20 protein-coding genes and 1 riboswitch are annotated in these 21,666 nt (G+C 60.4%); of the genes, 10 read left to right on the top strand and 10 right to left on the bottom strand.

Translation table 11 applies throughout. The features are described 5' to 3' along the window. Positions 1-29 precede the first annotated feature (29 nt). Entirely contained in the window at positions 30-2,303 is a 2,274-nt protein-coding gene (gene metE / locus DYI22_RS12040; RefSeq protein WP_213478317.1) for a 5-methyltetrahydropteroyltriglutamate--homocysteine S-methyltransferase, read from the top strand. 32 nt (positions 2,304-2,335) lie between these two features. Here the strand turns inward: metE and cpdA are convergent, their stop codons facing one another. The 4 genes from cpdA to thiC all read right to left on the bottom strand — a co-directional run bounded on the left by cpdA (position 2,336) and on the right by thiC (position 6,769). Further along, positions 2,336-3,142, bottom strand: a complete 807-nt coding sequence (gene cpdA / locus DYI22_RS12045) for a 3',5'-cyclic-AMP phosphodiesterase (protein WP_213478422.1) — start codon at positions 3,140-3,142, stop codon at positions 2,336-2,338. Positions 3,143-3,313: 171 nt separating this feature from the next. Further along, on the bottom strand, positions 3,314-3,799 hold the full coding sequence (locus DYI22_RS12050; protein ID WP_213478318.1) for a DUF1249 domain-containing protein: 486 nt from the start codon (positions 3,797-3,799) through the stop codon (positions 3,314-3,316). Beyond that, positions 3,799-4,416 (bottom strand): NUDIX domain-containing protein, encoded by a 618-nt coding sequence (locus DYI22_RS12055; protein WP_213478320.1) that lies wholly within the window; start codon positions 4,414-4,416, stop codon positions 3,799-3,801. Before DYI22_RS12055 ends, DYI22_RS12050 begins: the two co-directional genes overlap by 1 nt. 475 nt (positions 4,417-4,891) lie before the next feature. Then, complete coding sequence (thiC, locus tag DYI22_RS12060; RefSeq protein ID WP_213478322.1) at positions 4,892-6,769, bottom strand: phosphomethylpyrimidine synthase ThiC; 1,878 nt, start codon at positions 6,767-6,769, stop codon at positions 4,892-4,894. A gap of 80 nt (positions 6,770-6,849) precedes the next feature. Next, a riboswitch (TPP riboswitch) is annotated at positions 6,850-6,963 on the bottom strand. 137 nt (positions 6,964-7,100) lie between these two features. On the opposite strand from thiC, the gene DYI22_RS12065 reads away from it, so the two are divergent. Next, positions 7,101-8,504 (top strand): TolC family outer membrane protein, encoded by a 1,404-nt coding sequence (locus DYI22_RS12065; protein ID WP_213478324.1) that lies wholly within the window; start codon positions 7,101-7,103, stop codon positions 8,502-8,504. Positions 8,505-8,550: 46 nt separating this feature from the next. On the opposite strand, the gene waaA is transcribed toward DYI22_RS12065, so the two are convergent. Further along, on the bottom strand, positions 8,551-9,813 hold the full coding sequence (gene waaA, locus DYI22_RS12070; RefSeq protein WP_213478325.1) for a lipid IV(A) 3-deoxy-D-manno-octulosonic acid transferase: 1,263 nt from the start codon (positions 9,811-9,813) through the stop codon (positions 8,551-8,553). A 137-nt stretch (positions 9,814-9,950) separates the two neighbouring features. On the opposite strand from waaA, the gene lpxL reads away from it, so the two are divergent. Genes lpxL through DYI22_RS12090 form a run of 4 tightly spaced genes read left to right on the top strand, consistent with a single transcriptional unit; the run spans position 9,951 to position 13,995 of the window. Continuing rightward, complete coding sequence (gene lpxL, locus DYI22_RS12075) at positions 9,951-10,901, top strand: LpxL/LpxP family Kdo(2)-lipid IV(A) lauroyl/palmitoleoyl acyltransferase (protein ID WP_213478326.1); 951 nt, start codon at positions 9,951-9,953, stop codon at positions 10,899-10,901. Next, positions 10,902-11,837, top strand: a complete 936-nt coding sequence (locus DYI22_RS12080) for a mitochondrial fission ELM1 family protein (RefSeq protein WP_213478327.1) — start codon at positions 10,902-10,904, stop codon at positions 11,835-11,837. Next, a complete protein-coding gene (locus DYI22_RS12085; protein WP_213478328.1) occupies positions 11,834-12,943 on the top strand; it encodes a glycosyltransferase family 4 protein in 1,110 nt (369 codons plus the stop codon). The genes DYI22_RS12080 and DYI22_RS12085 overlap by 4 nt, the downstream gene beginning before the upstream one ends. A 2-nt stretch (positions 12,944-12,945) precedes the next feature. Then, a complete protein-coding gene (locus DYI22_RS12090; protein ID WP_323132906.1) occupies positions 12,946-13,995 on the top strand; it encodes a glycosyltransferase in 1,050 nt (349 codons plus the stop codon). Here the strand turns inward: DYI22_RS12090 and DYI22_RS12095 are convergent. Further along, a complete protein-coding gene (locus DYI22_RS12095) occupies positions 13,934-14,629 on the bottom strand; it encodes an SGNH/GDSL hydrolase family protein (protein WP_228300993.1) in 696 nt (231 codons plus the stop codon). The two genes, DYI22_RS12090 and DYI22_RS12095, sit on opposite strands and share 62 nt — an antisense overlap. Positions 14,630-14,694: 65 nt before the next feature. On the opposite strand from DYI22_RS12095, the gene DYI22_RS12100 reads away from it, so the two are divergent. The 4 genes from DYI22_RS12100 to DYI22_RS12115 all read left to right on the top strand — a co-directional run bounded on the left by DYI22_RS12100 (position 14,695) and on the right by DYI22_RS12115 (position 18,453). Then, on the top strand, positions 14,695-15,363 hold the full coding sequence (locus DYI22_RS12100; RefSeq protein WP_213478331.1) for a YrbL family protein: 669 nt from the start codon (positions 14,695-14,697) through the stop codon (positions 15,361-15,363). Between the two features lie 81 nt (positions 15,364-15,444). Next, on the top strand, positions 15,445-16,353 hold the full coding sequence (locus DYI22_RS12105; RefSeq protein WP_213478332.1) for a lysophospholipid acyltransferase family protein: 909 nt from the start codon (positions 15,445-15,447) through the stop codon (positions 16,351-16,353). A gap of 136 nt (positions 16,354-16,489) precedes the next feature. Next, on the top strand, positions 16,490-17,320 hold the full coding sequence (locus tag DYI22_RS12110; RefSeq protein ID WP_213478334.1) for a glycosyltransferase family 2 protein: 831 nt from the start codon (positions 16,490-16,492) through the stop codon (positions 17,318-17,320). Continuing rightward, positions 17,317-18,453 (top strand): glycosyltransferase, encoded by a 1,137-nt coding sequence (locus tag DYI22_RS12115; protein ID WP_213478335.1) that lies wholly within the window; start codon positions 17,317-17,319, stop codon positions 18,451-18,453. Before DYI22_RS12110 ends, DYI22_RS12115 begins: the two co-directional genes overlap by 4 nt. On the opposite strand, the gene DYI22_RS12120 is transcribed toward DYI22_RS12115, so the two are convergent. The 4 genes from DYI22_RS12120 to DYI22_RS12135 are packed head-to-tail and all read right to left on the bottom strand — an operon-like array spanning position 18,450 to position 21,658. Then, complete coding sequence (locus tag DYI22_RS12120) at positions 18,450-19,103, bottom strand: HAD family hydrolase (RefSeq protein WP_213478336.1); 654 nt, start codon at positions 19,101-19,103, stop codon at positions 18,450-18,452. The two genes, DYI22_RS12115 and DYI22_RS12120, sit on opposite strands and share 4 nt — an antisense overlap. A 4-nt stretch (positions 19,104-19,107) precedes the next feature. Beyond that, on the bottom strand, positions 19,108-19,758 hold the full coding sequence (locus DYI22_RS12125) for a hypothetical protein (RefSeq protein WP_213478337.1): 651 nt from the start codon (positions 19,756-19,758) through the stop codon (positions 19,108-19,110). Between the two features lie 44 nt (positions 19,759-19,802). Then, on the bottom strand, positions 19,803-20,885 hold the full coding sequence (locus DYI22_RS12130) for a glycosyltransferase (protein WP_213478338.1): 1,083 nt from the start codon (positions 20,883-20,885) through the stop codon (positions 19,803-19,805). A 50-nt stretch (positions 20,886-20,935) separates the two neighbouring features. Next, positions 20,936-21,658 (bottom strand): lipopolysaccharide core heptose(II) kinase RfaY, encoded by a 723-nt coding sequence (locus tag DYI22_RS12135; protein ID WP_213478339.1) that lies wholly within the window; start codon positions 21,656-21,658, stop codon positions 20,936-20,938. Positions 21,659-21,666: the final 8 nt, after the last annotated feature.

A 21,666-nucleotide genomic window follows, 5' to 3' on the forward strand; every position in this document is an offset into this window, starting at 1 on the left:
ATCCATCACCATTCACAAGGGACGACACCATGATTACCACACACAACCTCGGCTTTCCCCGCATCGGTGCCAAGCGGGAACTCAAATTCGCCCAGGAGGCCTTCTGGAAAGGCGAACTCAGCGCAGAGGACCTGAACCTCACGGCTGCCGATCTGCGTCACCGAAACTGGCATCTCCAATCGCCACTGACGTTCGCACCGGTCGGTGATTTCTCCCTTTACGATCAGGTCCTGGACATGAGCTTCACCCTCGGCCATCTGCCTGCCCGCGCCCGGGACACCCAGGGCACCGAGCTGGATCGCTATTTTCGCGTGGCCCGGGGGCGGTCAGCGAACGACACTGCCTGCTGCGCCATCCACGCCGGCGAAATGACCAAGTGGTTTGACACCAACTACCACTACATCGTGCCTGAGTTTGAGCGCGGCAGCCGCTTCCAGCTCAACCCGGAACGACTGCTTACGCAGCTGGCCGAAGCCCGGGCTCAGGGCGTGAACAGCAAACCGGTGATCATCGGCCCGGTCACCTATCTATGGCTGGGCAAAAGCAAGGATGACAGCGACCGGCTGGCGCTGCTGGAAGATCTGTTACCGGTCTATGCCGAACTGCTCAACCTTCTTGCAGAACAGGGTGTGGAGTGGGTGCAGATCGACGAGCCAGCACTGGTGACCGAGCTGGATAGCCCCTGGCGACACGCCTACAACCTTGCCTACCACCAGCTCAAGGCCTGCCCGGTCAAGCTGTTGTTGACCACCTATTTCGGCGAACTGCGGGAAAACCTGCAACTGGCCTGCGAGCTGCCGGTGGCGGGCCTGCACCTGGATGCCATCAGCGCGCCGGGCGAAGTCGGCCGGGTCACCGACTGGCTGCCGGCCCACAAAATCCTGTCGCTCGGCGTCATCAACGGCCGCAATGTCTGGAAAACGGATCTGCCGGCGACGCTGGACTGGCTTGAACCGGTGCACCAGCGCCTGGGCGACCGACTGTGGCTGGCACCATCGTGCTCCCTGCTTCACGTGCCGGTCGACCTGACGTCAGAAACCGAGATGGACGCCGAGCTGCGCTCCTGGCTGGCTTTCGCCGTGCAGAAACTCGACGAACTGCAAACTCTGGCCGACGCACTCCAGCTGGGGCGCGCGGCGGTCGCGGATGTACTTGCGCAGAATGCCCACGCGATCGCCAGCCGCCGCCAGTCCCCCCGCGTTCACAACCCCGCCGTCACCCATGCCGTTGCGGCGATCTCTCCTGACCTTGGCACCCGCAGAAGCGCCTATACCCAACGCCTGCAGGCACAGAAGTCGCACCTGAACCTGCCGGCCTACCCGACCACGACCATTGGCTCGTTCCCGCAGACCCGGGAGATCCGCCAGGCCCGGCTTCAGTATCGCAAGGGAGGCCTCAGCGAAACGCAGTACACCACCCGCATCCGCGAGGAAATTGCCCGCTGCGTGCGGGAGCAGGAAGCACTCGGACTGGATGTGCTGGTGCATGGCGAGGCTGAACGTAACGACATGGTGGAGTATTTCGGTGAACAACTGGACGGTTACGTGTTCAGCCGCTTTGGCTGGGTGCAGTCCTACGGCTCCCGCTGCGTGAAACCACCGATCCTGTTTGGTGACATCCGTCGCCCGAAAGCCATGACCGTGGCCTGGACCGAATACGCCCAGTCACTGACCGACAAGCCCATGAAAGGCATGCTCACCGGGCCGGTGACCATTCTCAACTGGTCCTTCGTGCGGGACGACCAGCCAAGAAAAGACACCTGCCTGCAGCTGGCACTGGCGATTCGCGATGAAGTGCTGGACCTGGAACGCGCCGGCGTGCGCATCATCCAGATCGACGAAGCAGCCTTGAGGGAGGGCCTGCCGCTACGCCAGTCGGACTGGCAAAGCTACCTGAACTGGGCGATCGAGGCCTTCCGCATCAGCGCCAACGGCGTCAGCGATGAAACCCAGATTCATACCCATATGTGCTATTCCGAGTTCAATGACATCATCGAAGCCATCGCCCGCATGGACGCCGACGTGATAACCATCGAGACCTCACGATCCGATATGGAGCTGCTGGATGCGTTCAAAGGTTTCCAGTATCCGAACGACATCGGCCCCGGCGTGTACGACATACATTCGCCGAACATCCCCGACAAGCGCCACATCGTTTCTCTCATGGAGAAAGCGGCGCAACGGATACCGGCAGAGCGTCTGTGGGTGAACCCTGATTGCGGGCTGAAAACCCGAAACTGGGAGGAAGTGATTCCCGCCCTGAGGGAGATGGTGGACGCCGCCCGTAGCCTGCGGGCGAACTGAGACACGGGATGCCACATCGCGCCGGCTGCGGATCAGTAGCCGGTGCTGTTGCTGTCCAGATCAAATTCGAAATCCGTGGCACGCCGCACTTCGGTGCGGAAGTCGCCGGAGGCCTCCAACTCGAACCAGCGGTAACCGGGGGGCAACTCCTCCACCGCGAACTTGCGGGAACCGGAGGTGAACTGTATGCAGGTCGATGGCGTGGCGAGCAGCCGAACCCCTCGGCGACTCAGATCGTGCTCCTGATGGATATGCCCCCACAACACGATCTTCACCTGGGGATGGCGATCGACCACCGCCCAGAACGCTTCACGATTGCGTAGACCGATCTTTTCCATCCAGTCCGAACCGATGTCCACCGGGTGGTGATGCAACCCGATCAGGGTCGGCAGTGCCGGGTTCTGCTCCAGCGTTTGCGCCAGGAACGCCAGCTCGGAATCCGCCAGCTCGCCATGCACTTTTCCCGGCACCGAGGAATCCAGCAGGATAAACTGCCACCCGCCCTGAACAATGTGCCGGCGGCTGGCCTGCTGCTCGCTGGCGACCCGTTCGAGCCGATCGGCCCTGTCGTGATTGCCCGCAATCCACGCCGATCCGCAGGGAAATGCCCGCAACTTGTCCGCAAACACCCGATAGGCTTCTTCTGAACCGTCCTGCGCCAGATCACCGGTGGCCAGAACCAGATCTGGCTGCCCGTGCTGTGCAACCACCTGCCGGATCACCGCATCGAGGCTGTCGCGGGTGTTCACGCCGAGTAGCGCGCCCGCCGGATCGGCCATCAGGTGGGGGTCTGTCAACTGCAGTACCCGGAGGGGCCGGGGGTTGTCCTTCTCGTTCATGGCGCTCATTTTCGTTGCTGGGCAGAACACTTAGCTTGGTACAGGTATACGCCGAGAGTAATCCGTTTTCTCAGTGCTAAACAGAACAGCAATCACATTCTGCCCATACTCACACGACATATTGCACAATTTGACAACTATGCCACAGCGACCGGGGCTGGCTATGCCACCTTAGTCCACGCCTTCGCCGGCAGACCACAGCGAATGCTCCATGGGCAGATGGCCGAACCGCAGACAGTAATCCAGCCAGTCTGCCAGAAAACCATTCACCTGAACCTTCTCGTCGGGGTGGTGCATGAAGCGATTGGGGTAATCGTTGACGGCGGCAATCTGACGATCCCGGTAACAGCTGATCACCTCTGCCATGGCGGCATCGTGGTATACCCGCACGGTCAGCTGCGGGTTGTTGAGCCAGCGGCCGGCATTGTGGATTTGCTCCAGCAGCAGCGTTTCGGTAAAGCGGGCCGTCTGCAGCACCTTGATCCGCACCCGCCCAAGGTACTGGGATTCCCGGTGCAACTCGAACTCGGACACCGGCTCACCGCCGGATTCCAGCTGCCGCAACTGACGCAGACGCAGGTAGTTGCCGTCACACAAAGCGCCGAGCCGGCGCAGGTCCGGCACATAGCGTTTCGGCTTCATGGTCCACTCGCCCATCAGCCCCACCCTTCCCGCAGGCGGGGACGATTCAACTGGAGCCACTGCAGGGCAATAATCGCCGCTGCGTTGTTGATACGGCCGTCGGCAATCATCGCGATGGCCTCGTCGGCGGGCACTACGTGGGCACGGATGTCTTCGTGCTCATGCTCAACGCCAAACAGGCCTCCAGCGGATTCGGTACTGATGCGTCCGCAATAAAGATGTATGAGTTCGGTACTGCCACCGGGAGAGACCAGGTAATCACAAATTTTCTCGAGCACGCTGAAGGTCAGCCCCGCTTCTTCCTGACCTTCCCGTTGCGCGACTTCTTCGGGCGTTTCACCGTCCTCGTTCATACCGGCAACCAGTTCCAGCAACCAGGGTGACTGGTTGCGACCCATAGCGCCGAGGCGGAACTGTTCCAGCAGTACCACTTCGTCCCGCTGTGGGTCGTACGGGAGCACACAGGTGGCGTCCCCGCGAATAAACAGCTCCCGGGTAAACACGGGCATGTCTCGGCCGTCAAAGCGCGGGTGCGTCAGCCACAGCTTGTCCATGCGGAAGAAGCCCTGGAAGACGGTTTCGCGCTTTTCGACAGTGACGTCGCTGGCGTTGAACTGGAACGGCTTGGTCATCGTTAATCCGGTTGCTGAATCGATTTTGAACGATAGCCGGAACTGCTGCAGTGGTGCAAGCGCTGGTCCTCGCCTGTCAGGTCAGGTGCATGACAGACCTTGACGGCAGCTTTGGGTGCAAGGCAGGCACAGGGGCTGTCTTCCCAAAACACGCTCAAGCCCATCCATGGGGCGCTTAGGCTCCGCCATCCATGGCTCCGCATAGTTTTGGGAAGACAGCCCCTGTGCCTGCCCCGTATCTCGGATGAAGCTTGCCAGGACAACAGAAACCCAAGAAGATCGGTTTGTACAGCGTGAACTCCCGACATATCTCGAAAGCTCGATTGAGCTGGGGTGGCAGGGCCGTTCAGGAGTGTGCGGAGCCAGGGATGGCGGAGCCCAAGCCGAACAGGACGTCTTGAGGCGTCTCCTGAACGGCCCTGCCACCCCAGCTCCCCCCCTAAAATCGAAGGCTAGGGGATCAAAAACGCCAGAGTCAGATCTTGTCGTACAGCTTGCTGCCAGACTCAACAAACTCCCGGGACTTGGCCTGCATGCCAGCGTCCACCCCCGACACCTCATCAAGACCATGCTCCTTGGCGTAATCGCGAACCTCCTGGGAAATCTGCATGGAGCAGAACTTCGGACCACACATGGAACAGAAATGCGCCACCTTGGCGGACTCCTTCGGCAGGGTTTCGTCGTGGTAGGCGCGGGCGGTGTCCGGGTCGAGGCCGAGGTTGAACTGGTCCTCCCAGCGAAACTCGAAACGGGCCTTTGACAGGGCGTTATCGCGGATCTGCGCGCCCGGGTGACCCTTGGCGAGATCGGCAGCATGGGCGGCGATCTTGTAGGTGATGATGCCGGTTTTGACATCGTCCTTGTTGGGCAGGCCCAGGTGCTCCTTTGGCGTGACGTAACAGAGCATGGCGCAGCCGTACCAGCCGATCATCGCAGCGCCGATGCCAGAGGTGATGTGATCGTAACCCGGGGCGATGTCGGTGATTAGCGGGCCGAGGGTGTAGAACGGGGCTTCGTCGCAGCATTCCAGCTGCTTGTCCATGTTCTCCTTGATCAGGTGCATGGGCACGTGGCCAGGGCCTTCGATCATGCATTGCACATCGTGCTTCCAGGCGATTTTGGTGAGTTCGCCCAGGGTTTCCAGTTCGCCAAACTGGGCCGCGTCGTTGGCGTCGGCGATGGAGCCGGGACGCAGGCCATCGCCGAGGCTGAACGACACGTCGTAGGCTTTCATGATTTCGCAGATGTCTTCGAAATGCTCGTACAGGAAACTTTCCCTGTGGTGGGCCAGGCACCATTTGGCCATGATCGAGCCGCCGCGAGACACAATTCCTGTGGTTCGCTTGGCCGTCATTGGCACGTGATGCAGACGCACGCCGGCGTGGATGGTGAAGTAGTCGACGCCCTGCTCCGCCTGTTCAATCAGCGTGTCGCGGAAGATTTCCCAGGTCAGGTCCTCGGCTACGCCGCCCACTTTCTCCAGCGCCTGGTAAATGGGTACGGTCCCGATCGGCACCGGCGAATTGCGGATGATCCACTCGCGGGTTTCGTGGATGTTCTTGCCGGTGGACAGGTCCATGATGGTGTCCGAACCCCAACGAGTGCCCCAGGTCAGCTTTTCCACTTCTTCCTCGATAGAGGAACTGACCGCGGAGTTGCCGATGTTGCCGTTGATTTTCACCAAAAAGTTGCGACCGATGATCATCGGCTCGGTTTCCGGATGGTTGATGTTGGCCGGAATGATGGCGCGGCCCCGGGCCACTTCATCCCGAACAAACTCGGGGGTGATTTCAGGCGGCAGGTTGGCACCGAAGGACTGGCCGGGGTGTTGATCCACCAGCAAGCCATTGGCCCGGGCGTCTTGCAGCTTCATATTCTCCCGGATAGCAACGTATTCCATCTCCGGCGTAATGATGCCCTGGCGGGCATAGTGCATCTGGGATACGTTTCTTCCGGGCTTGGCGCGCAGTGGCTTTCGCTCGTCCATAAACCGCAGGGGATCAAGCTGAGGGTCTTTCATGCGGCGGCGGGTGAATTCGGAGGTGTAGCCGTCCAGTTGCTCTACATCGCCCCGCTCGGCAATCCAGGCGGCGCGAACCGGCGGCAGGCCCTTGCGGAGATCAATGGTGGCTTCCGGGTCTGTGTAGGGCCCAGAGGTATCGTATACCACCACGGGCGGGTTCTTTTCGCCACCCATTTCAGTGGGGGTGTCGCCCACAGTAATTTCCCGCATAGGCACGCGCAGATCGGCTCGGCTACCCTGCACGTATATTTTTCGTGAGCTTGGTAATGGTTTGATTGCTGCGGAGTCTACTTTTGCGGAGTCGCTGAGGTATGCTGGTAAGTCCGTCATGATCTGCTCCCGGATGGTCTTGTGGTATCGGGTCGCGTATGACGGAGTTGCGACAAATAGCCCTACAGGCATGGTGTCGCGGTTCATCTGGCCTTAATCCCTACGCCGGTATTATCCGGATCAGGTCGCGGGTTCTGCGTTGCAATCTCAGCCGATCGCCAGTTTATGGCGAATCAGCACCCCGTCAAGACGCGATTCTGAATTCGTTTGTCCACAAAATACGTGGACTTAGCAAGTCTAGAGACGGGAACGATTATTGTCCATAATGGTCAACCAATACCTTTGGGTCATTGCCGGGCAGATTCCCGGAGTCAGTATTTCAGGAGAACCAATGAAAAAACGTTTACTTCCAGGATTGATCACCCTGCTCGCAGCCCAGCCTGCGCTTGCTCTGGATCTGATGGAAACCTACGAGAAAGCCCTGTCTTATGACTCCGGCATTGCCTCTGCCATGGCACAGTTCCAGGCACAGCAGGCAACCAGCGATGTCAGCAAGAGCGCCCTGCTGCCCAAAATCTCGGCGGTTGGGTCAGCAAGCTACACACGTTTCGAGCCCAGGAATATACCCGGGGGGGCAAACGCCGATGAGCTGACGCGGCAACTCTTCTCGGGAGACAGTTATCGAACCTACCGCTACGGCGTCGAGCTGACCCAGCCACTGTTCCGGGCTCAAGACTGGTTCAGCTACGAAGCCAGCCAGTTCCAGGCCGAGGCGGCCGAGGCCCAGTACAACCTGGCCCAGCAACAACTGATTCTGGATGTGGCAACCGCCTACTTCGATGTCCTGCGCGCCAAGGACACCGTCACAACCGCAAAAGCGACTGAAACGGCCATCCAGCGCCAGTACGAACAGGCCCGGGAACGGTTTGACGTGGGGCTCATTGCCGTCACCGAAGTCTATGAAGCGCGTGCCAGCTACGACGATGCCAGGAGCCAGCGCATCGCCGCCGACAACGACCTGAATGTGGCCAGGGAACAACTGGCCCGGTTAACCGGAGAATATCCGGACGCCATGGAAAATCTCAGGCAGAATTTTCCGCTCGGGCGCCCGGAGCCCATGGATCCGACTTCGTGGGAAGCAACCGCGGTGGAGCAAAACTGGTCTATTCAGGCGGCCCTGAGGCAACTCAATGCCAGCGAAGCCAGCCTGAAAGCGGCAAAGTCCGGTCATTTGCCAACCCTTGAGCTGAGCGCCTCCTACCAGGAAACCAGTCTGGAGAACGCCCTTTTTACCCAGCAGGAGCGCAGCCAGTCCGTTGCCTCACTGTCACTGACCATCCCGCTCTACACGGGCGGCGGCACCCAGGCCGGCGCCCGGGAACAGCGTTCGCTGGTCACCGCCGCCGAACAGGACCTGAATACGGTGCGCCGGGATGTACAGGTGAACACCCGCAGCCTGTTCCTGACCGTTAACAACAACGTGGAAACCGCATCCGCCCTTGAGCAAACCATCATCTCCCGCCGCAGTGCACTGGATGCAACCCGCGCCGGCTATGATGTAGGTACCCGGAACATTGTGGAAGTGCTGGATGCCGAACGCGCTTACTACGTGGCGCTGCGGGATTACGCCAACGCCCGGTATGACTACGTGATCAACACCCTGCAACTGAAGCAGGCGGCAGGCACCCTGAGCCCGCAGGACCTGATTGATCTGAACAACTGGCTCAGCGAAGGCGCCCGGGGCATTGAAGCTCTGGCCGAAGAAGGAAAAACACTGGACGACCCGATGCAGTAAGCGGGCTAACCGTGCTGAATTCCGGGTGCCAGCGCGGCACCCGGAGTTACAACCGCTCCGTAATACCCTCCACGACCTTATCCAGCGCACCCCGGTTCTTGTTGACTACCGCCAATGCCCGCTCACCGTATGCCTTCAGCGCCTCCGGGTCGTCTATCAGTGAACAGATTGCCCGGGCCAGCTCATCCGCATTTTCGACCAACTGGACACCCTGATCATCCAGTAAGCGCTGATAAATTGTCTCGAAATTAAACACATGAGTGCCGGAGAATACCGGAATGCCCCAGGCCGCAGGCTCCAGCGGATTGTGCCCTCCCCGCTCAATGAGGGAACCACCGACAAAGGCAACGTCGGAGGCACCGTACAACATCAGCAGCTCGCCCATGGTATCCCCCAGATAGACCTGAATCTCTGACGCCAGGGGGCCCCGCGCAACGGACCGGCGCGCCAGCCTGAGGCCCCGCGCTTCGGTCAGTGCAGCGACATCATCAAAGCGCTCAGGATGGCGTGGCACAATCACCAGCAGCGCCTCCGGAAACGAGGCAAGAATCGTTTTGTGGGCCGCCAGGATCTGCTGATCCTCGCCGTCGTGGGTGCTGGCCGCGATCCACACCGGCCGGGCGGCACCCAGTTGTGCCCGCAGGTTGGCCGATTCGGCTTTCAGGGCTTCGGTAATATCCACATCGAATTTGATGCTGCCGGTAACCGACACCGATTCCGGCTGCGCGCCGATTCTCAGGAACCGCCCGGCGTCCTCGTCGGCCTGCGCTGCGATCCAGCACAGGCTGCGCAGCAGGGGTTTCACCAGCGAGGCAACCCTCTCGTATCCCCGGGCAGAGCGCTCGGAGAGCCGGGCATTGATCAGAAATATCGGTACGCCCCCACGATAGGTGTTGGCAATCATGTTCGGCCAGAGTTCGGTTTCCATGATCACCAGTGCCCGTGGCCGCACCCGCTCCGCGAAACGGCGAACAGCTCCCGGCGTATCGTAAGGGGAGTAGGCGTAACGGACGGAATCCCCGAACATGGCCCGGGCTCTAGCCGATCCGGTGGCCGTCATCGCGGTCATCAGAATTGGAATATCGGGGCGGCGGCGCAGCAGCGCCTTGACCAGAGGGGCGGCGGCAATGGTTTCTCCCACCGATACCGCATGCACCCAGATCACCGGCTCGTCGGATCGCTCCACGTAGCCCAGCCGCTCCTGCCAGCGATGCCACGCATCCGGATTGCGCCGACCGATCCACCACAGGCGCAACAGCACAAAGGGCAACGCTATGCGAAAGAACAGTGAATACAGAAAATGAAGCATGGAGTCTCCGGGACCGGCATTTCGGAGGCATTCTACCGAAACACACCCGGATTCGCCCACACTGCTACTTTAGTCGACGGGAAACACCCTGCTAAACTCCGGTTCTGATTCCAATTTACAGACGAGATTGCCCCAGCGTGAGCAAGCGCCCTCCCAGAAAACGCGACACCCGATATTCCAGTTATCGCCATCCACGCTGGTGGCCCACCTGGCTTGGCATTGCCATGATGTGGCTGATGTCCCGCCTGCCGCTTCGGTGGCAATGGCAGCTTGGCAGACTGATAGGCGAGCTCGCCTATCGGCTGATTCCCCGCCGGCGCCACATAACCGAGGTCAACATACGCCTTTGTTTTCCTGAGCTCTCCCCGGCTGAGCAGCAACAACTGGTGCGCAAAGCGTTCCACTCCAACGGCATCGGCATTATGGAGATCGGGCTGGCGTGGTTTCGCGACCCGAAAACCTATTTGCCGGTGACCAACGTTCACGGCCTGGAATATCTCAATGCCGCCCTGGAGAAAGGCAATGGCGTGTTGCTGCTGGGCGGTCATTACAGCACCCTGGATCTTGGCGGCAGCCTGGTCACGGAATTCATCGAAGCGGATGTGATGCAGCGGGACCACAACAACCCGCTGATGAACGCCGTTATGACCCGGGCGCGGGAACGCCGTTATGGCACCGCTCTGGACAGCAAAAACCTGCGGGGCCTGCTGAAACAGCTCAAACTGAACCGGGTGGTCTGGTACGCCACCGATCAGGATTACGGCCGCAAGGGCATTGTATTTGCGCCCTTTTTCGGCGTGCCCGCAGGCTCGATTACCGCCACCTCGCGCATTGCCGAGCGCAGTGGGTGCGCGGTGGTTCCGTTCAGCCATTTCCGCCGTGAGCGGGAACCTGGCTACGACATCTACTTCCACCCGCCGCTGGAGGACTTTCCGTCGGGAGACGACCTGACCGACGCCACGCTGGTGAATCAGACGATCGAACAGCAAGTGCGCCACAATCCCGACCAGTACCTGTGGATGCATCGGCGGTTCAAAACCCGCCCGTCCAGAGACGATCCGGACCTGTACCACGAGGACACACGCTGAATGGCTTCCGACGCCCCGACCGTGTGGCTACTGACCGACAACAAACCCGGGCACCGTAACCAGCTCAAGGGCCTGGGCAATCGCCTGCGGGTCAACGCCGGCGCTGCCACCCACTGGATCGACGCGCCGGCACTGAACGTCTCCCTGTGGCGCGCCGTTACCGGCCTGCCCCCGGCCATGCCCCCCGGGTTGCCCGCACCGAACCTGATCATTGCAGCCGGCACCGCAACGCACCGGTTACTGCTTGCCCTGCGCCGTAAACCGGGCGCCAGAACCGTGGTGTTGATGAAGCCGGCATTTCCTTTGAGCTGGGTGAACGCCGCCATTGTCCCGGAACACGATCGGTTGCCGGCAGGCAAACGGACGCTGCTCACCGAGGGCTGCATCAATAGCGTGACGCCGCTGGCCCGCATTACCGACAAACCGGAAGCACTGATTCTGGTCGGCGGGCCTTCACCCCATTTTCGCTGGGACGACGACGTGGTGTTCGACCAGATCAGCTACCTGATCGCGACCTACCCGTCCTGGCGCTGGACCATTTCCGGCTCGCGGCGCACGCCGGAGACACTGTCGAAGCGCCTTCAGGGGCTGGACGGCCTCAAGGTCACCGTGGCGGACCCACAGCGCACCCATGCCGACTGGCTACCCCATCAACTGGCCGCGTCACGCGCGGTATGGATAACGCCGGACAGCCTGTCTATGGTCAGCGAAGCCGCCACCTCCGGTGTGCCAGCCGGGCTGCTGCAACTCACGCCGAACAGCGGCAGCCGGGTTGCCGACGGGGTAAACCGGATGGTGGAACGGGGGCATGTCGCACGCTGGAGCGATCATGCCGCGGTCATGGGCGGTGCGCCTCAGGACCACCATCGCCTGTGGGAGGCCGACCGTGCGGCCAAATGGCTCATTCAGCGGTTCCTGACGGGAGGGCGGCGGTGAAGATTGTTCAGATTCTGCCAGCCCTCAACAGCGGCGGCGTAGAGCGCGGCACCGTGGAGTTTGCTGCGGAACTGGTCCGCCGCGGCCACGAATCCATCGTGGTCTCCAATGGCGGCCCGCTGGTTCGCCAGCTCGAGGCCCAGGGGTCGGTGCATATCGCGCAGCCCGTTCACCGCAAGTCCCCCGTTTCGTTCGGTCAGATCCTCCCGCTGCGGCGTTTGTTGCAGGCGCTCCAGCCGGATGTGGTGCACGTGCGATCGCGCATGCCCGCCTGGATCACCCGGCTGGCGTTACGGGGCATTCCGGCGAATCAGCGACCGGTGGTGGTCTCCACCTTTCACGGCATGTATTCGGTGAATCCGTACAGCGCCATCATGGCCAAAGCGGACCACATCATCGCCGTCTCCGATTGCGTGCGCCATTACATACTCGATCACTTCAAGGTAGCCGAAAACAAGCTGACGGTGATCCAGCGCGGCGTCGATGTGGACAGCTTTCGCAGCCAGAGGCTCTGCGCCAACTGGGCGACGGCACTTACACAAGAGCATCCGCAACTTGCTGGCAAACGCCTGATCATGATGCCGGGCCGGATTTCCCGCTGGAAAGGCCAGCTGCTATTTCTGGAGGCCATGGCCGAGATCGTGCGCCAGAATCCTGATTGCCACGGCATCGTGGTGGGTGGTGTAGAGCCGGGCAAGGATCGCTTCATGGATGAGCTGCTCGCGCGGCGGGCACAGCTGGGGCTGGACACCCACATCACGTTCCTCGGCCAGCGTCGTGACATGGCCGAGCTGTACCTCGCCTCGGATCTGGTCTGCCATATGTCCACCAAACCCGAACCCTTCGGCCGCACGGTGACCGAAGCCCTGGCCTCCGGCACCCCGGTAGTGGCGTTCGATCGCGGCGGTGCCGCCGAGACCCTGCGCGCCTGTTTCCCAGAGGGACTGGTAGAACCGGATAATACCCACCACTTTGCCACCGCCGCACTGCGCCTGTTGAGCCAGCCGGTTCCAACGATCGAGGTGCCGGAGCGGTTCCACCTGAAAGCGCAGACCGAGGCGACGCTGGCGATCTACCAACGCCTGGTCGCCGGGCGCAAGGTCTGATCGTGGCCACCGGCCTGACCATTGCCATGATACTTGCGACCCCCGGCACCGGCTGGGGTGGTATGGAACGGCACACAGTGGAGCTCGCTGCGGCTCTTGCGGCCCGAGGACACCGGGTGCATGTTCTGGCACACCGGGCCTACCAGGGCCGTTTCCCGGCCGCCGTCACGGTACACCCGCTTCCCCTGCAACTCGGCCGGCGCAACCCCTGGCTCCGGTTCCGGCTGCAACGGACCTTGCGGGCAATTGCCCCGGACATAACCCACGCCCAGGGCAACAAAGGGGCGAGCCTGCTCACCATTGCCCGGCGCTACGCTGGCGCCACCATCGGCACGTTGCACGGCACCAAGCGATCTCACACGCCGTTTGCGAAACTGGAGGGCGTTATCGCCGTCAGCGGGGACATTCTGGCGACGCTGCCCCACCCCAATAAGCGCCTGATCCATAACGGCGTGGCACCGCCTTCCGAGGTTGCGGCAACGGGCGCCACCCTCGTGCCGATCCCGCAGCATCGCCCGATTGCGCTTGCCGCCGGTCGCCTGGAGCCCGTCAAACAGTTCGACCGCCTGATTCAGGCGTGGGTTGACGCCGGCGTTCCCGGCACGCTGGTCATTCTCGGGGAGGGAAGTGAACGAACCCGGCTCACCGCGCTGATCAAAAGCCTGGGCGTGGAAGACCGGGTACTGTTGCCCGGTTTCGAGGCGAATACAGAGGCATGGCTAAAGGCGGCGTCTGCCTGCGTGATCAGTTCCCGTCGGGAGGGGTTTCCGTACATCCTGGTGGAAGCCCTGCTGGCCCGCTGCCCGGTGATCGCCACGCCGGTCAGCGGTGTGCGCGACATCCTGCCGCCGGCATTTGTGGCCGGCTCCGATAACGTCGACGACCTGAGCCGCCTGCTTGCCCTTCACCTTCAGGCGCCGCAATTACTGGCAGAGCAACAGGCTGCAACCTTTGGGCAGGCCGCGGCCACGCTCACCCTGGACGCCATGGTTATAGCGACCGAGCGGTTTTATCAGCAGCTGATAGCGCAACACTTCCCAGCGCAGCGATGACTTCTCTGGCCACCAGCTGGTGGCCGTCAGCGGTCAGGTGCGTGCCGTCGGCCATCAGGCACTCCGCGCGACGCTGCCAGAGCTGGCTGTATGCATCGGCGACTACGGCGTTGGGGTGTTGCTCCGCCAGCGCACGCAAGGCCCGGTTATAAGTCTCGATGCGGGGATTCCGGGGCTCGTCCAGATTCGGGGGTGTGGCGACGAGCACAAAACGGGTCGCCGGTGCCGAGCGGATAACCGTGCCGATGTTGCCAAGGTATTCCTGCAAAGGCACCTGTTCCACCGCACCCAGCCGCTCCAGGAGAGAAAACCGGCGGCCGAGTTTCTTGATCTTCTTCACCACTTTACGGGCGATCTTGCGCAGCGGATGATCCGGGTAGTACAACACGTAAGGTGCACCGCGGAACACCTGCCACGAATCCACCAGTCCATACTGGATGAACGCGATCCGGTAACCGGCCGGCGGAAAAGCCTGCGCGTAACGGAGCAGTTCCCGCGTGGTGCTCATGGTGTGGCCGCAATTGATGAGCTCGAGGCGGAAATGCTCGGCAACCAGTTCCGGCCACAGCGGGTCGTGGTAATCTGGCAGACCTTCGGTGTTACAGTCGCCGTAGGCAATACAGCGCTCAGACATAACTCCTTCTCCATGATTGCGACGGCGAGGCTCTTTTCGACACATGACCGGTTCAGCTGATACAGATGATTGACCTTGGTGCCAGCCAGCCTTTCGCTTCAGGCTACAACCGTCACTGCTTCCGGCACCCGGACGACCCGCTATTGTGTCTGAAAGTCTTGCGCCCTGAAAACATCGAGGCGCGCTATCAGCGCCAGCCCCTGGCCAAGAAACTGCTGGGCAAACGCCGTATTGACGATAACGCCCAGGAGCTGAAGGCCCACCAACAAAGCGCCATTCAGCGGTTGCTGTCACAAGGCCATGCCGAAACGGTATGGCAGCATCTGCCGCGTTTTCATGGCTCGCAACCCACCACCCTGGGGCACGCCAATGTCAGTGAACTCTTGCTGGACGATCAACAGCAGCCGGCGCCGACACTGGAACAGTACCTTCAACGCCGGGGCTTTGACCAACCGATGGCAGACGCCGTCCGCCGTTTCTGCCATTGGTTGCAGCACACCGGGATACTTACCCGCAACCTTCTGCCCCACAATCTGGTGATCGTCACCCGCAACCACCAGCCGGAACTGTTCCTGGTGGACGGGCTTGGAGCCCCCACCATTCCAGACAAGCTGGCCGCGCTGCCGGCCTGGCGACAACGCTACATTGCCCGACGCATCCAGCGTTTCTATCGCCGTATTGAGTGGGAATTGGGCGACCGGGCACACAGCTGGGAGCAGTCCCAGAAACTGTAGATTCGCCGCGGTATCTTGCCGCCCCGACTCGATGGTGATAGCTTCCGCTCAGTCAGATAATGAGAGATGAACCTCCGATCCATGGCCGTGTCGAAAGCAACTTTCCTGATTCTCGCCCTCAAACTCGCCGGCAAGCTTTCCTTGCGGGGTGCCCAGCGTATCGGCCGGTTGCTTGGCACGCTCGGCTGGATCACCAACAGCAGATCCCGCAAAGTAACGGAAACCAACCTGCGCATCTGCCTACCGGAAATACCTGCCGACAAGCGCCGGGACCTGGCCCGCTCCAGCCTTCGCCATACTGGCCAGACCCTGATGGAAATCCCACTGATGTGGGAATGGCCGGTCGAGGATTGCCTGGGGCTTATCCGGGAAATCGAGGGTGAGCACCTGTTGGACGCCGCGATGGCCAGAGGCAAAGGACTGGTACTGCTGGCGCCCCACCTCGGTAACTGGGAACTGACCGGCCTGTACTTCTCCTCGCGCCATAAAATGGCCGCACTGTACAGCCCGCCCCATATACGAGAGTTCGAAGATTATATGATCCGGGTGCGTGGCCGTGTCGGCTCCGAGTTGGTTCGTGGTGACCGGCGAGGTCTTGCACGGCTGATTACCCTGTTACGGGAGGGCGGCGTTGCCGGCATCCTGCCGGATCAGAGCCCGCGGGCAAAAGGAGTCGCCCACGCGCCGTTCTTTGGCCTGAACGTGCGCACCATGACCCTGGTGTCGAAACTGCTGCAGAAGTCCGGCGCCACGGCTCTGATCACCTTTTCTGAACGCCTGAAGGACGGCAAGGGGTTCCGCCTGGTGATCCGCGAATGCGAACCGAATCTGGATGCAACCGACGCCGTGGTCGCGACGACCGCACTGAATCGCTCCATTGAAAAATGCGTGCGGGAAATTCCCGAACAGTACCAGTGGGAGTACAAACGTTTCCGCCATCTGACCCCGGGAACACCCAACCCGTACAACCCGAAAAAACTGTGCCGCTGACACTTACCCACCCCTCGGTTACCCTCTGGATTACCCCCTGGCCAGTGGTAAGAATCCCTGACAGGCAAGCCGCCGCCGGCGCGTGTATAATAGGCGCCTGACACCAAAACCACACCGGCACGGGCCCGACTGAGTTATGACACCACAATCCATTGGCGTGGTTATCACCACCTACAATTCACCCCTGTGGCTTGGCAAAGTACTGACCGGGTACGAGAACCAGACCTGGAAGGACTTCCGGGTGATTGTCGCCGATGACGGCTCGACCGATGACACCCGCGCCCTGATTGACCGGTTCCGCGAGCGTGGCATTCTGACCATTGACCACGTGTGGCACGAGGACAACGGCTTTCGCAAATGCCAGATCCTCAACAAGGCGATTCAGGAAACCGATTGTGACTACCTGATCTTCACAGACGGCGACTGCATTCCCGAACCGCACTTCATCGAGACCCACCGCAATCTGGCTGAACCCGGGCATTTTCTTTCCGGTGGCTACATCAAGCTCACCATGCCGGTGTCTGAAGCCATTTCTGACGACGATATCCGCAGCGCCGCCATCTTCGATCCGGAATGGCTGGTCCGCAAGGGACAACCGAAAACCCACAAACTGTGGAAGCTGTCCCGCTCGGCTCTGAAAAAGAAGCTGCTGAACGCCGTCACCCCCGCCGCCGCAAGCTGGAACGGCATGAACAGTTCCACCTGGACCAAAGACCTGATCGCCGTCAACGGCTTCAACGAAGACATGCAGTACGGCGGGCTGGACCGGGAACTGGGCGAGCGCCTGTGGAACTACGGCCACAAATCGAAGCAGATCCGCTACAGCACGGTGTGCCTGCATCTGGACCATGCGCGGGGCTATTCCAAGCCGGAAATCTGGGAGAAAAACCGGGCCATTCGCAAGGCGGTGAAAGAGGACCGGACTTACTGGGCCGACAACGGAATCAACAAGAACCCCGCCGCATGAGAACACTGGTCGTCATTCACAGCCTGAAAATGGGTGGCATGGAGCGTGTTGCTGTCAATCTGGCCGACGCCTTCGCGGAAGAGGGCCACGACAGCCACCTGCTGGCCTGTCGCAATCAGCCCAATGACCTGCAGCCAGCCGATAGCGAGGTGAAGCTGCACCATTTTGACCAGCTTCAGGCCCTGCTCAAGTCGGTCATTGGCATCCCGGTCTTTCTGCTGTCACGCCTTCTGCTGGGCGTCATCCTGCCCAAGTCGCACTTCATGTGGGTTGGATGGCTCAACGGGTGGCTGCTCAAACGCCATATCCGCAAACTGGAACGTCGCTACGGGCGCTTCGACCGGATTGTCTTCCGCGGCCTGGGCACCTTCAAATATTTCTGGTCTTTCCGCGATGACCGCAACGTCTACGTTCTGGAAAACGTCATCCACTACGACCGGCCGCTGTGGCAGAAAAAACTGGAATGGAAACTGGTGTTCGACAACCGCCATCTGGCTTGCGTGTCTTCCGGCGTACTGGAATCGGCGCGAGAAGCCTTTGAGAAAGGGCATGTGCAACCGAAAAGCCTGAGGGTGATCACCAACCCCTGCCCGGTCGAACAGATTCAGGCACTGGCTCAGGAAAAAGATCCTGACATCCCTTCCGACCGCTACATCGTCAACGTGGCCCGGTTGGTTCCCCAGAAAGGCCACGCCCTGCTGCTGGAAGCTTTCGCCCGGGCGCGCATTCCCCATCAGTTGGTGATCGTGGGTGAAGGCCCGCTGCGGCATGAGCTTGAGGAGAAGGCCCGCTCGCTGGGCATTGCGAACCGCGTCCTGTTCGCCGGGAAACGCACGAATCCCTACCCCTGGATGCAACGGGCCGATCTGTTCGTCCTTGCCTCCGAATATGAGGGGCTGGGCATCGTACTGACCGAAGCACTGGCCTGCGGCACCCCCATCCTGTCGACGGACAGCCGCGGCGGGGTGCGGTTTGTGTTTCAGGGTGAACTGGAACAGTACCTGACACCGGGCACGCCTGAGGGGCTTGCCCGGGGGCTGGAAGAGACCATTGGCAAGTTGCCGATTGAAGTCAGGCCCGAGTGGCTGGAAGCGTTTCGTGGGAAGACGGTGGTAGACGCGTTTCTAGACTAGCTCATTTGTTCAACGATCGAGCTGATGGCTGGCAGCTTGAGGGTCGCCCCTTCGAAATCATGAGTGGATTCACTCCATTCGCTCAGGAAAATGAAGTCCAGCCCGGCGCGGGAAGCGGCCTCAATATCGTACTGGCTATCACCGACGAAAACGGCCGGCGTCTGTATGGCGCCTGAACCCAGCTCTCTTTTCAGAATATCGTCCTTGTTATCAGGACTGCCATAAATCCCGCCGTCAAAATGCGCATCCAGGCCACGATCGCGAAACACCTCTCGCAATTCCTGCTGGTCACCACCGGATACGACCATCCAGGTCGCGGCCGGCGTCAACTGCCGTAACTGCTCCAGCCCGGAAGCCACGTCGCACTCTCTCAGCCCCTGCTTCACAAAAGCCGCGTAACGCTCAAGCAACTCACTGAGCTCAGCAGCATCGACCGATGGCCGGCCAACGATCCGCTGCAGGAATGTCTCGAACTTCACATAGCGGGATATGCCGCCATTCTTGACATGGTAATCCACCAGGGCAAGGGCCTTGTCCTCGCCATAGGGCTTGGCCGCCTCGTAGAAGGCGTCGGTTTTCACCCGGTTCGAGTTCAGAAGAACCCCATCACAGTCGAACACCCAGGTCCTGTACTGAGTCAAACCAGCCATTTATCTACTCCATCAATTCATTCACGTCGCGAAAGTCACCAAGACGTTCCAGAGCCGACACATGAACCACACCCAGCTGCGCCGGAAAACGCGCCGTCAGCATCATGGCCATGGCAAAACGATGGCAGCCGGCACCCGAAAAAATTGGCTCCCCGCCGGGCCCCAGATGCATCAGGATGCCTCCCACCTCCCGGAAGTTCGTGGGATACAGTTCAGCCCGGGACGGCAGACGCCCTTTCGCCCTCACCTCGTTCCAGATCCCATCAAGCGCTTCAAACCGACGGGCGACATCATCGGGGGTCCGGCATTTGTCCGTTACCCCGCTCGGCGACACGGCGATCCTCCCCAGCATAAAATCGATGGCGCCGGCCTCCTCCCAACTCTTTCCTTCCCGCCAGTGAGACCAGCAATAGGTCAACTTGGGATGACGATCAAAGGTCTGCTCCAGCGAGCCGGGCCAATCCTTTACGACGCGACCCGACATCTGTCTGACGCGAGAACCGAAGAATGCCGCAAGATCCGCTGCCTCGACATAGCGCTGGCACTCTGACGGAGGCACCCAAATGCGCTCGGCATAACGAGGTGCTTCAGTGCCAAACCGCAGCCGGTTGGCGGCATCCTTCCAGAACGCCCTGTGCTGGTACTTGGTAGTCAAATATAACCCTCAATCGAGAAAATAAGGCCTCATCCCTCGGATGATCAGCTGAGTTCAGCCTCAAAAAATAGGCGGTTGGTTTCACGGATCATTCGGTCAAGCCCGAACTCCCGATCAATCCATTCCCGCAGCTCGCCCGGCGGATATACTTTGTTGCCATCAATGATTGCCTGAATGCCCCGTGACAGGGCCGCGACATCATTGATATCGGTCAGAACCCCGTACCTACCCTCCGCCAGCAACTCCTCACTGCCCGGCACACGGGTCGAAACCACCGGCTTTCCATGGCTCAGGGCTTCGTTCAGCACATTCGCCATGCCTTCATTTCTGGAACACAGCAAAAACAGATCTATGCCTCCGAAGAAGCCATCCATATTGGCCTGGTAGCCTAAAAAGTGAATTCTTGACGACTCGGGCCGTTTGGCGATGGCCGCTTTGATCTCCTCTTCAAACTCACCTTCCCCGACGTGAACCACATGGACGTTCTCCGGGAGCTCAGAGAGGATATCCGGCAGCAGGTCGAATCCTTTTTGAGGACTGAAGCGCCCGGCGCAGCCTACAATTACACTGTCTGCCGGCAGGTTGAGCAGAGCCCTGAAATCCGTCGGCCTTGCTTCGACAGGCGGGAGATCAAAGCCGTTGTAGACTCGCACAACATTGCGCTCGTCAAAGAAACGCGGGTGGCTCAACATTTCATTCCGGAGTGAGTCGCTGTTCACCATCAGAATCGCCTTCATCCACCGGAAGATTGCCAGGTACTTTAAAGGGCTTTTTACCCGTCGCGAAATCCCAAGGTAGAGCACCACACGATCCACACCGGCGAGCTTCGACGCCAGAGTCACCAGCCACCAGTCCTTCTTCAGTGCGGCGAACACAACACCTGGCTTAATTTTCCTGAGAATCCTGACGTAGTTTGCAACGACAAAGGCATTGAAATCCCCGCCGCGTGATCTGACCTCAACAACGCTGACATTGTCCAGGCCTTCGAAGCGATCTGCGAAGTAGCCTTGCAGAAGAACCACGTAAACCTGCACGCCTGATTCCCCCAGAAACCGGGCCCGGAGACGCACGTTTTTTTCGATTCCACCCCACACACGTGAGGGGCAAAAGAGAACTGCTCTTTCCATGTTGGCTTGATCCTATCGTGACAATGAAACCGCTTCCCTTTGCGGGACCATCAGCCGGTCTTTCTTTTACGCCTTCTCAGAGTCCGTTTCAGATTCCGAAAACCGAAACTGGCGGCTTCCATACCGGACGCCAACCTGAGCCAGAAAGATGACGCTTCGCCGGGGGCAAGACATTCGCGGGCTTCAGGGCAACTCCTCAGAAACCGGTCAATTTCTCTCGCTTTCTGCAACTGCGGGAGCCACCGGGGCCTCTTCAGCCTGAAATCAATAAATGTAACCTCGTCCCTGACCATCAGAAAATTGGCCAGCTGCGCGTCACTTCTGAGCAATCCACGCCGGTGCAGTGCTCTGAGCGACTGCAGAATCTTATCTGCATCTTGTGGCCCCGCCGGCCGGCCGTCGACAAACCGGTAACAGACAAAAGAGTCAACAACGACACCGTGATGCCGGCACTCGCACGCCAGAACCGGCTCCGGCGTCCCGAACCCCATGGCGGACAGCTGTTCTATATGACGGAAGGTCCGTAGCGCATCACTTTCCCGAAAGCGTGTCAGAAAACGTTCCCACCGACGGCCATTTCTCGCGCGGGGCACTTTCAGCAACAGCGAATCATCCTGAAAACGCACCTTGGCACTCAGCGTTCTCCAGTTGTCACGGAACACTTTTTCCCGCAGCAGAGCTCCTGCGAGGACGTCATCAACCAGCTGTCGGCTGGTCGGCGCGTCCAGGTTGGAAACTACATGTCTATCACCATAATCAAATGAGCAGGACATCGTTAACC

The organism is Marinobacter lipolyticus (assembly GCF_018424605.1).
GTDB lineage: Bacteria > Pseudomonadota > Gammaproteobacteria > Pseudomonadales > Oleiphilaceae > Marinobacter > Marinobacter lipolyticus_B.

Coding starts and splice junctions, on each gene's coding strand:
- metE (WP_213478317.1), top strand. CDS start 30: ATGATTACCACACACAACCTCGGCTTTCCCCGCATCGGTGCCAAGCGG.
- cpdA (WP_213478422.1), bottom strand. CDS start 3,142: ATGAACGAGAAGGACAACCCCCGGCCCCTCCGGGTACTGCAGTTGACA.
- DYI22_RS12050 (WP_213478318.1), bottom strand. CDS start 3,799: ATGGGCGAGTGGACCATGAAGCCGAAACGCTATGTGCCGGACCTGCGC.
- DYI22_RS12055 (WP_213478320.1), bottom strand. CDS start 4,416: ATGACCAAGCCGTTCCAGTTCAACGCCAGCGACGTCACTGTCGAAAAG.
- thiC (WP_213478322.1), bottom strand. CDS start 6,769: ATGACGGACTTACCAGCATACCTCAGCGACTCCGCAAAAGTAGACTCC.
- DYI22_RS12065 (WP_213478324.1), top strand. CDS start 7,101: ATGAAAAAACGTTTACTTCCAGGATTGATCACCCTGCTCGCAGCCCAG.
- waaA (WP_213478325.1), bottom strand. CDS start 9,813: ATGCTTCATTTTCTGTATTCACTGTTCTTTCGCATAGCGTTGCCCTTT.
- DYI22_RS12080 (WP_213478327.1), top strand. CDS start 10,902: ATGGCTTCCGACGCCCCGACCGTGTGGCTACTGACCGACAACAAACCC.
- DYI22_RS12095 (WP_228300993.1), bottom strand. CDS start 14,629: ATGTCTGAGCGCTGTATTGCCTACGGCGACTGTAACACCGAAGGTCTG.
- DYI22_RS12100 (WP_213478331.1), top strand. CDS start 14,695: ATGATTGACCTTGGTGCCAGCCAGCCTTTCGCTTCAGGCTACAACCGT.
- DYI22_RS12105 (WP_213478332.1), top strand. CDS start 15,445: ATGGCCGTGTCGAAAGCAACTTTCCTGATTCTCGCCCTCAAACTCGCC.
- DYI22_RS12110 (WP_213478334.1), top strand. CDS start 16,490: ATGACACCACAATCCATTGGCGTGGTTATCACCACCTACAATTCACCC.
- DYI22_RS12115 (WP_213478335.1), top strand. CDS start 17,317: ATGAGAACACTGGTCGTCATTCACAGCCTGAAAATGGGTGGCATGGAG.
- DYI22_RS12120 (WP_213478336.1), bottom strand. CDS start 19,103: ATGGCTGGTTTGACTCAGTACAGGACCTGGGTGTTCGACTGTGATGGG.
- DYI22_RS12130 (WP_213478338.1), bottom strand. CDS start 20,885: ATGGAAAGAGCAGTTCTCTTTTGCCCCTCACGTGTGTGGGGTGGAATC.
- DYI22_RS12135 (WP_213478339.1), bottom strand. CDS start 21,658: ATGTCCTGCTCATTTGATTATGGTGATAGACATGTAGTTTCCAACCTG.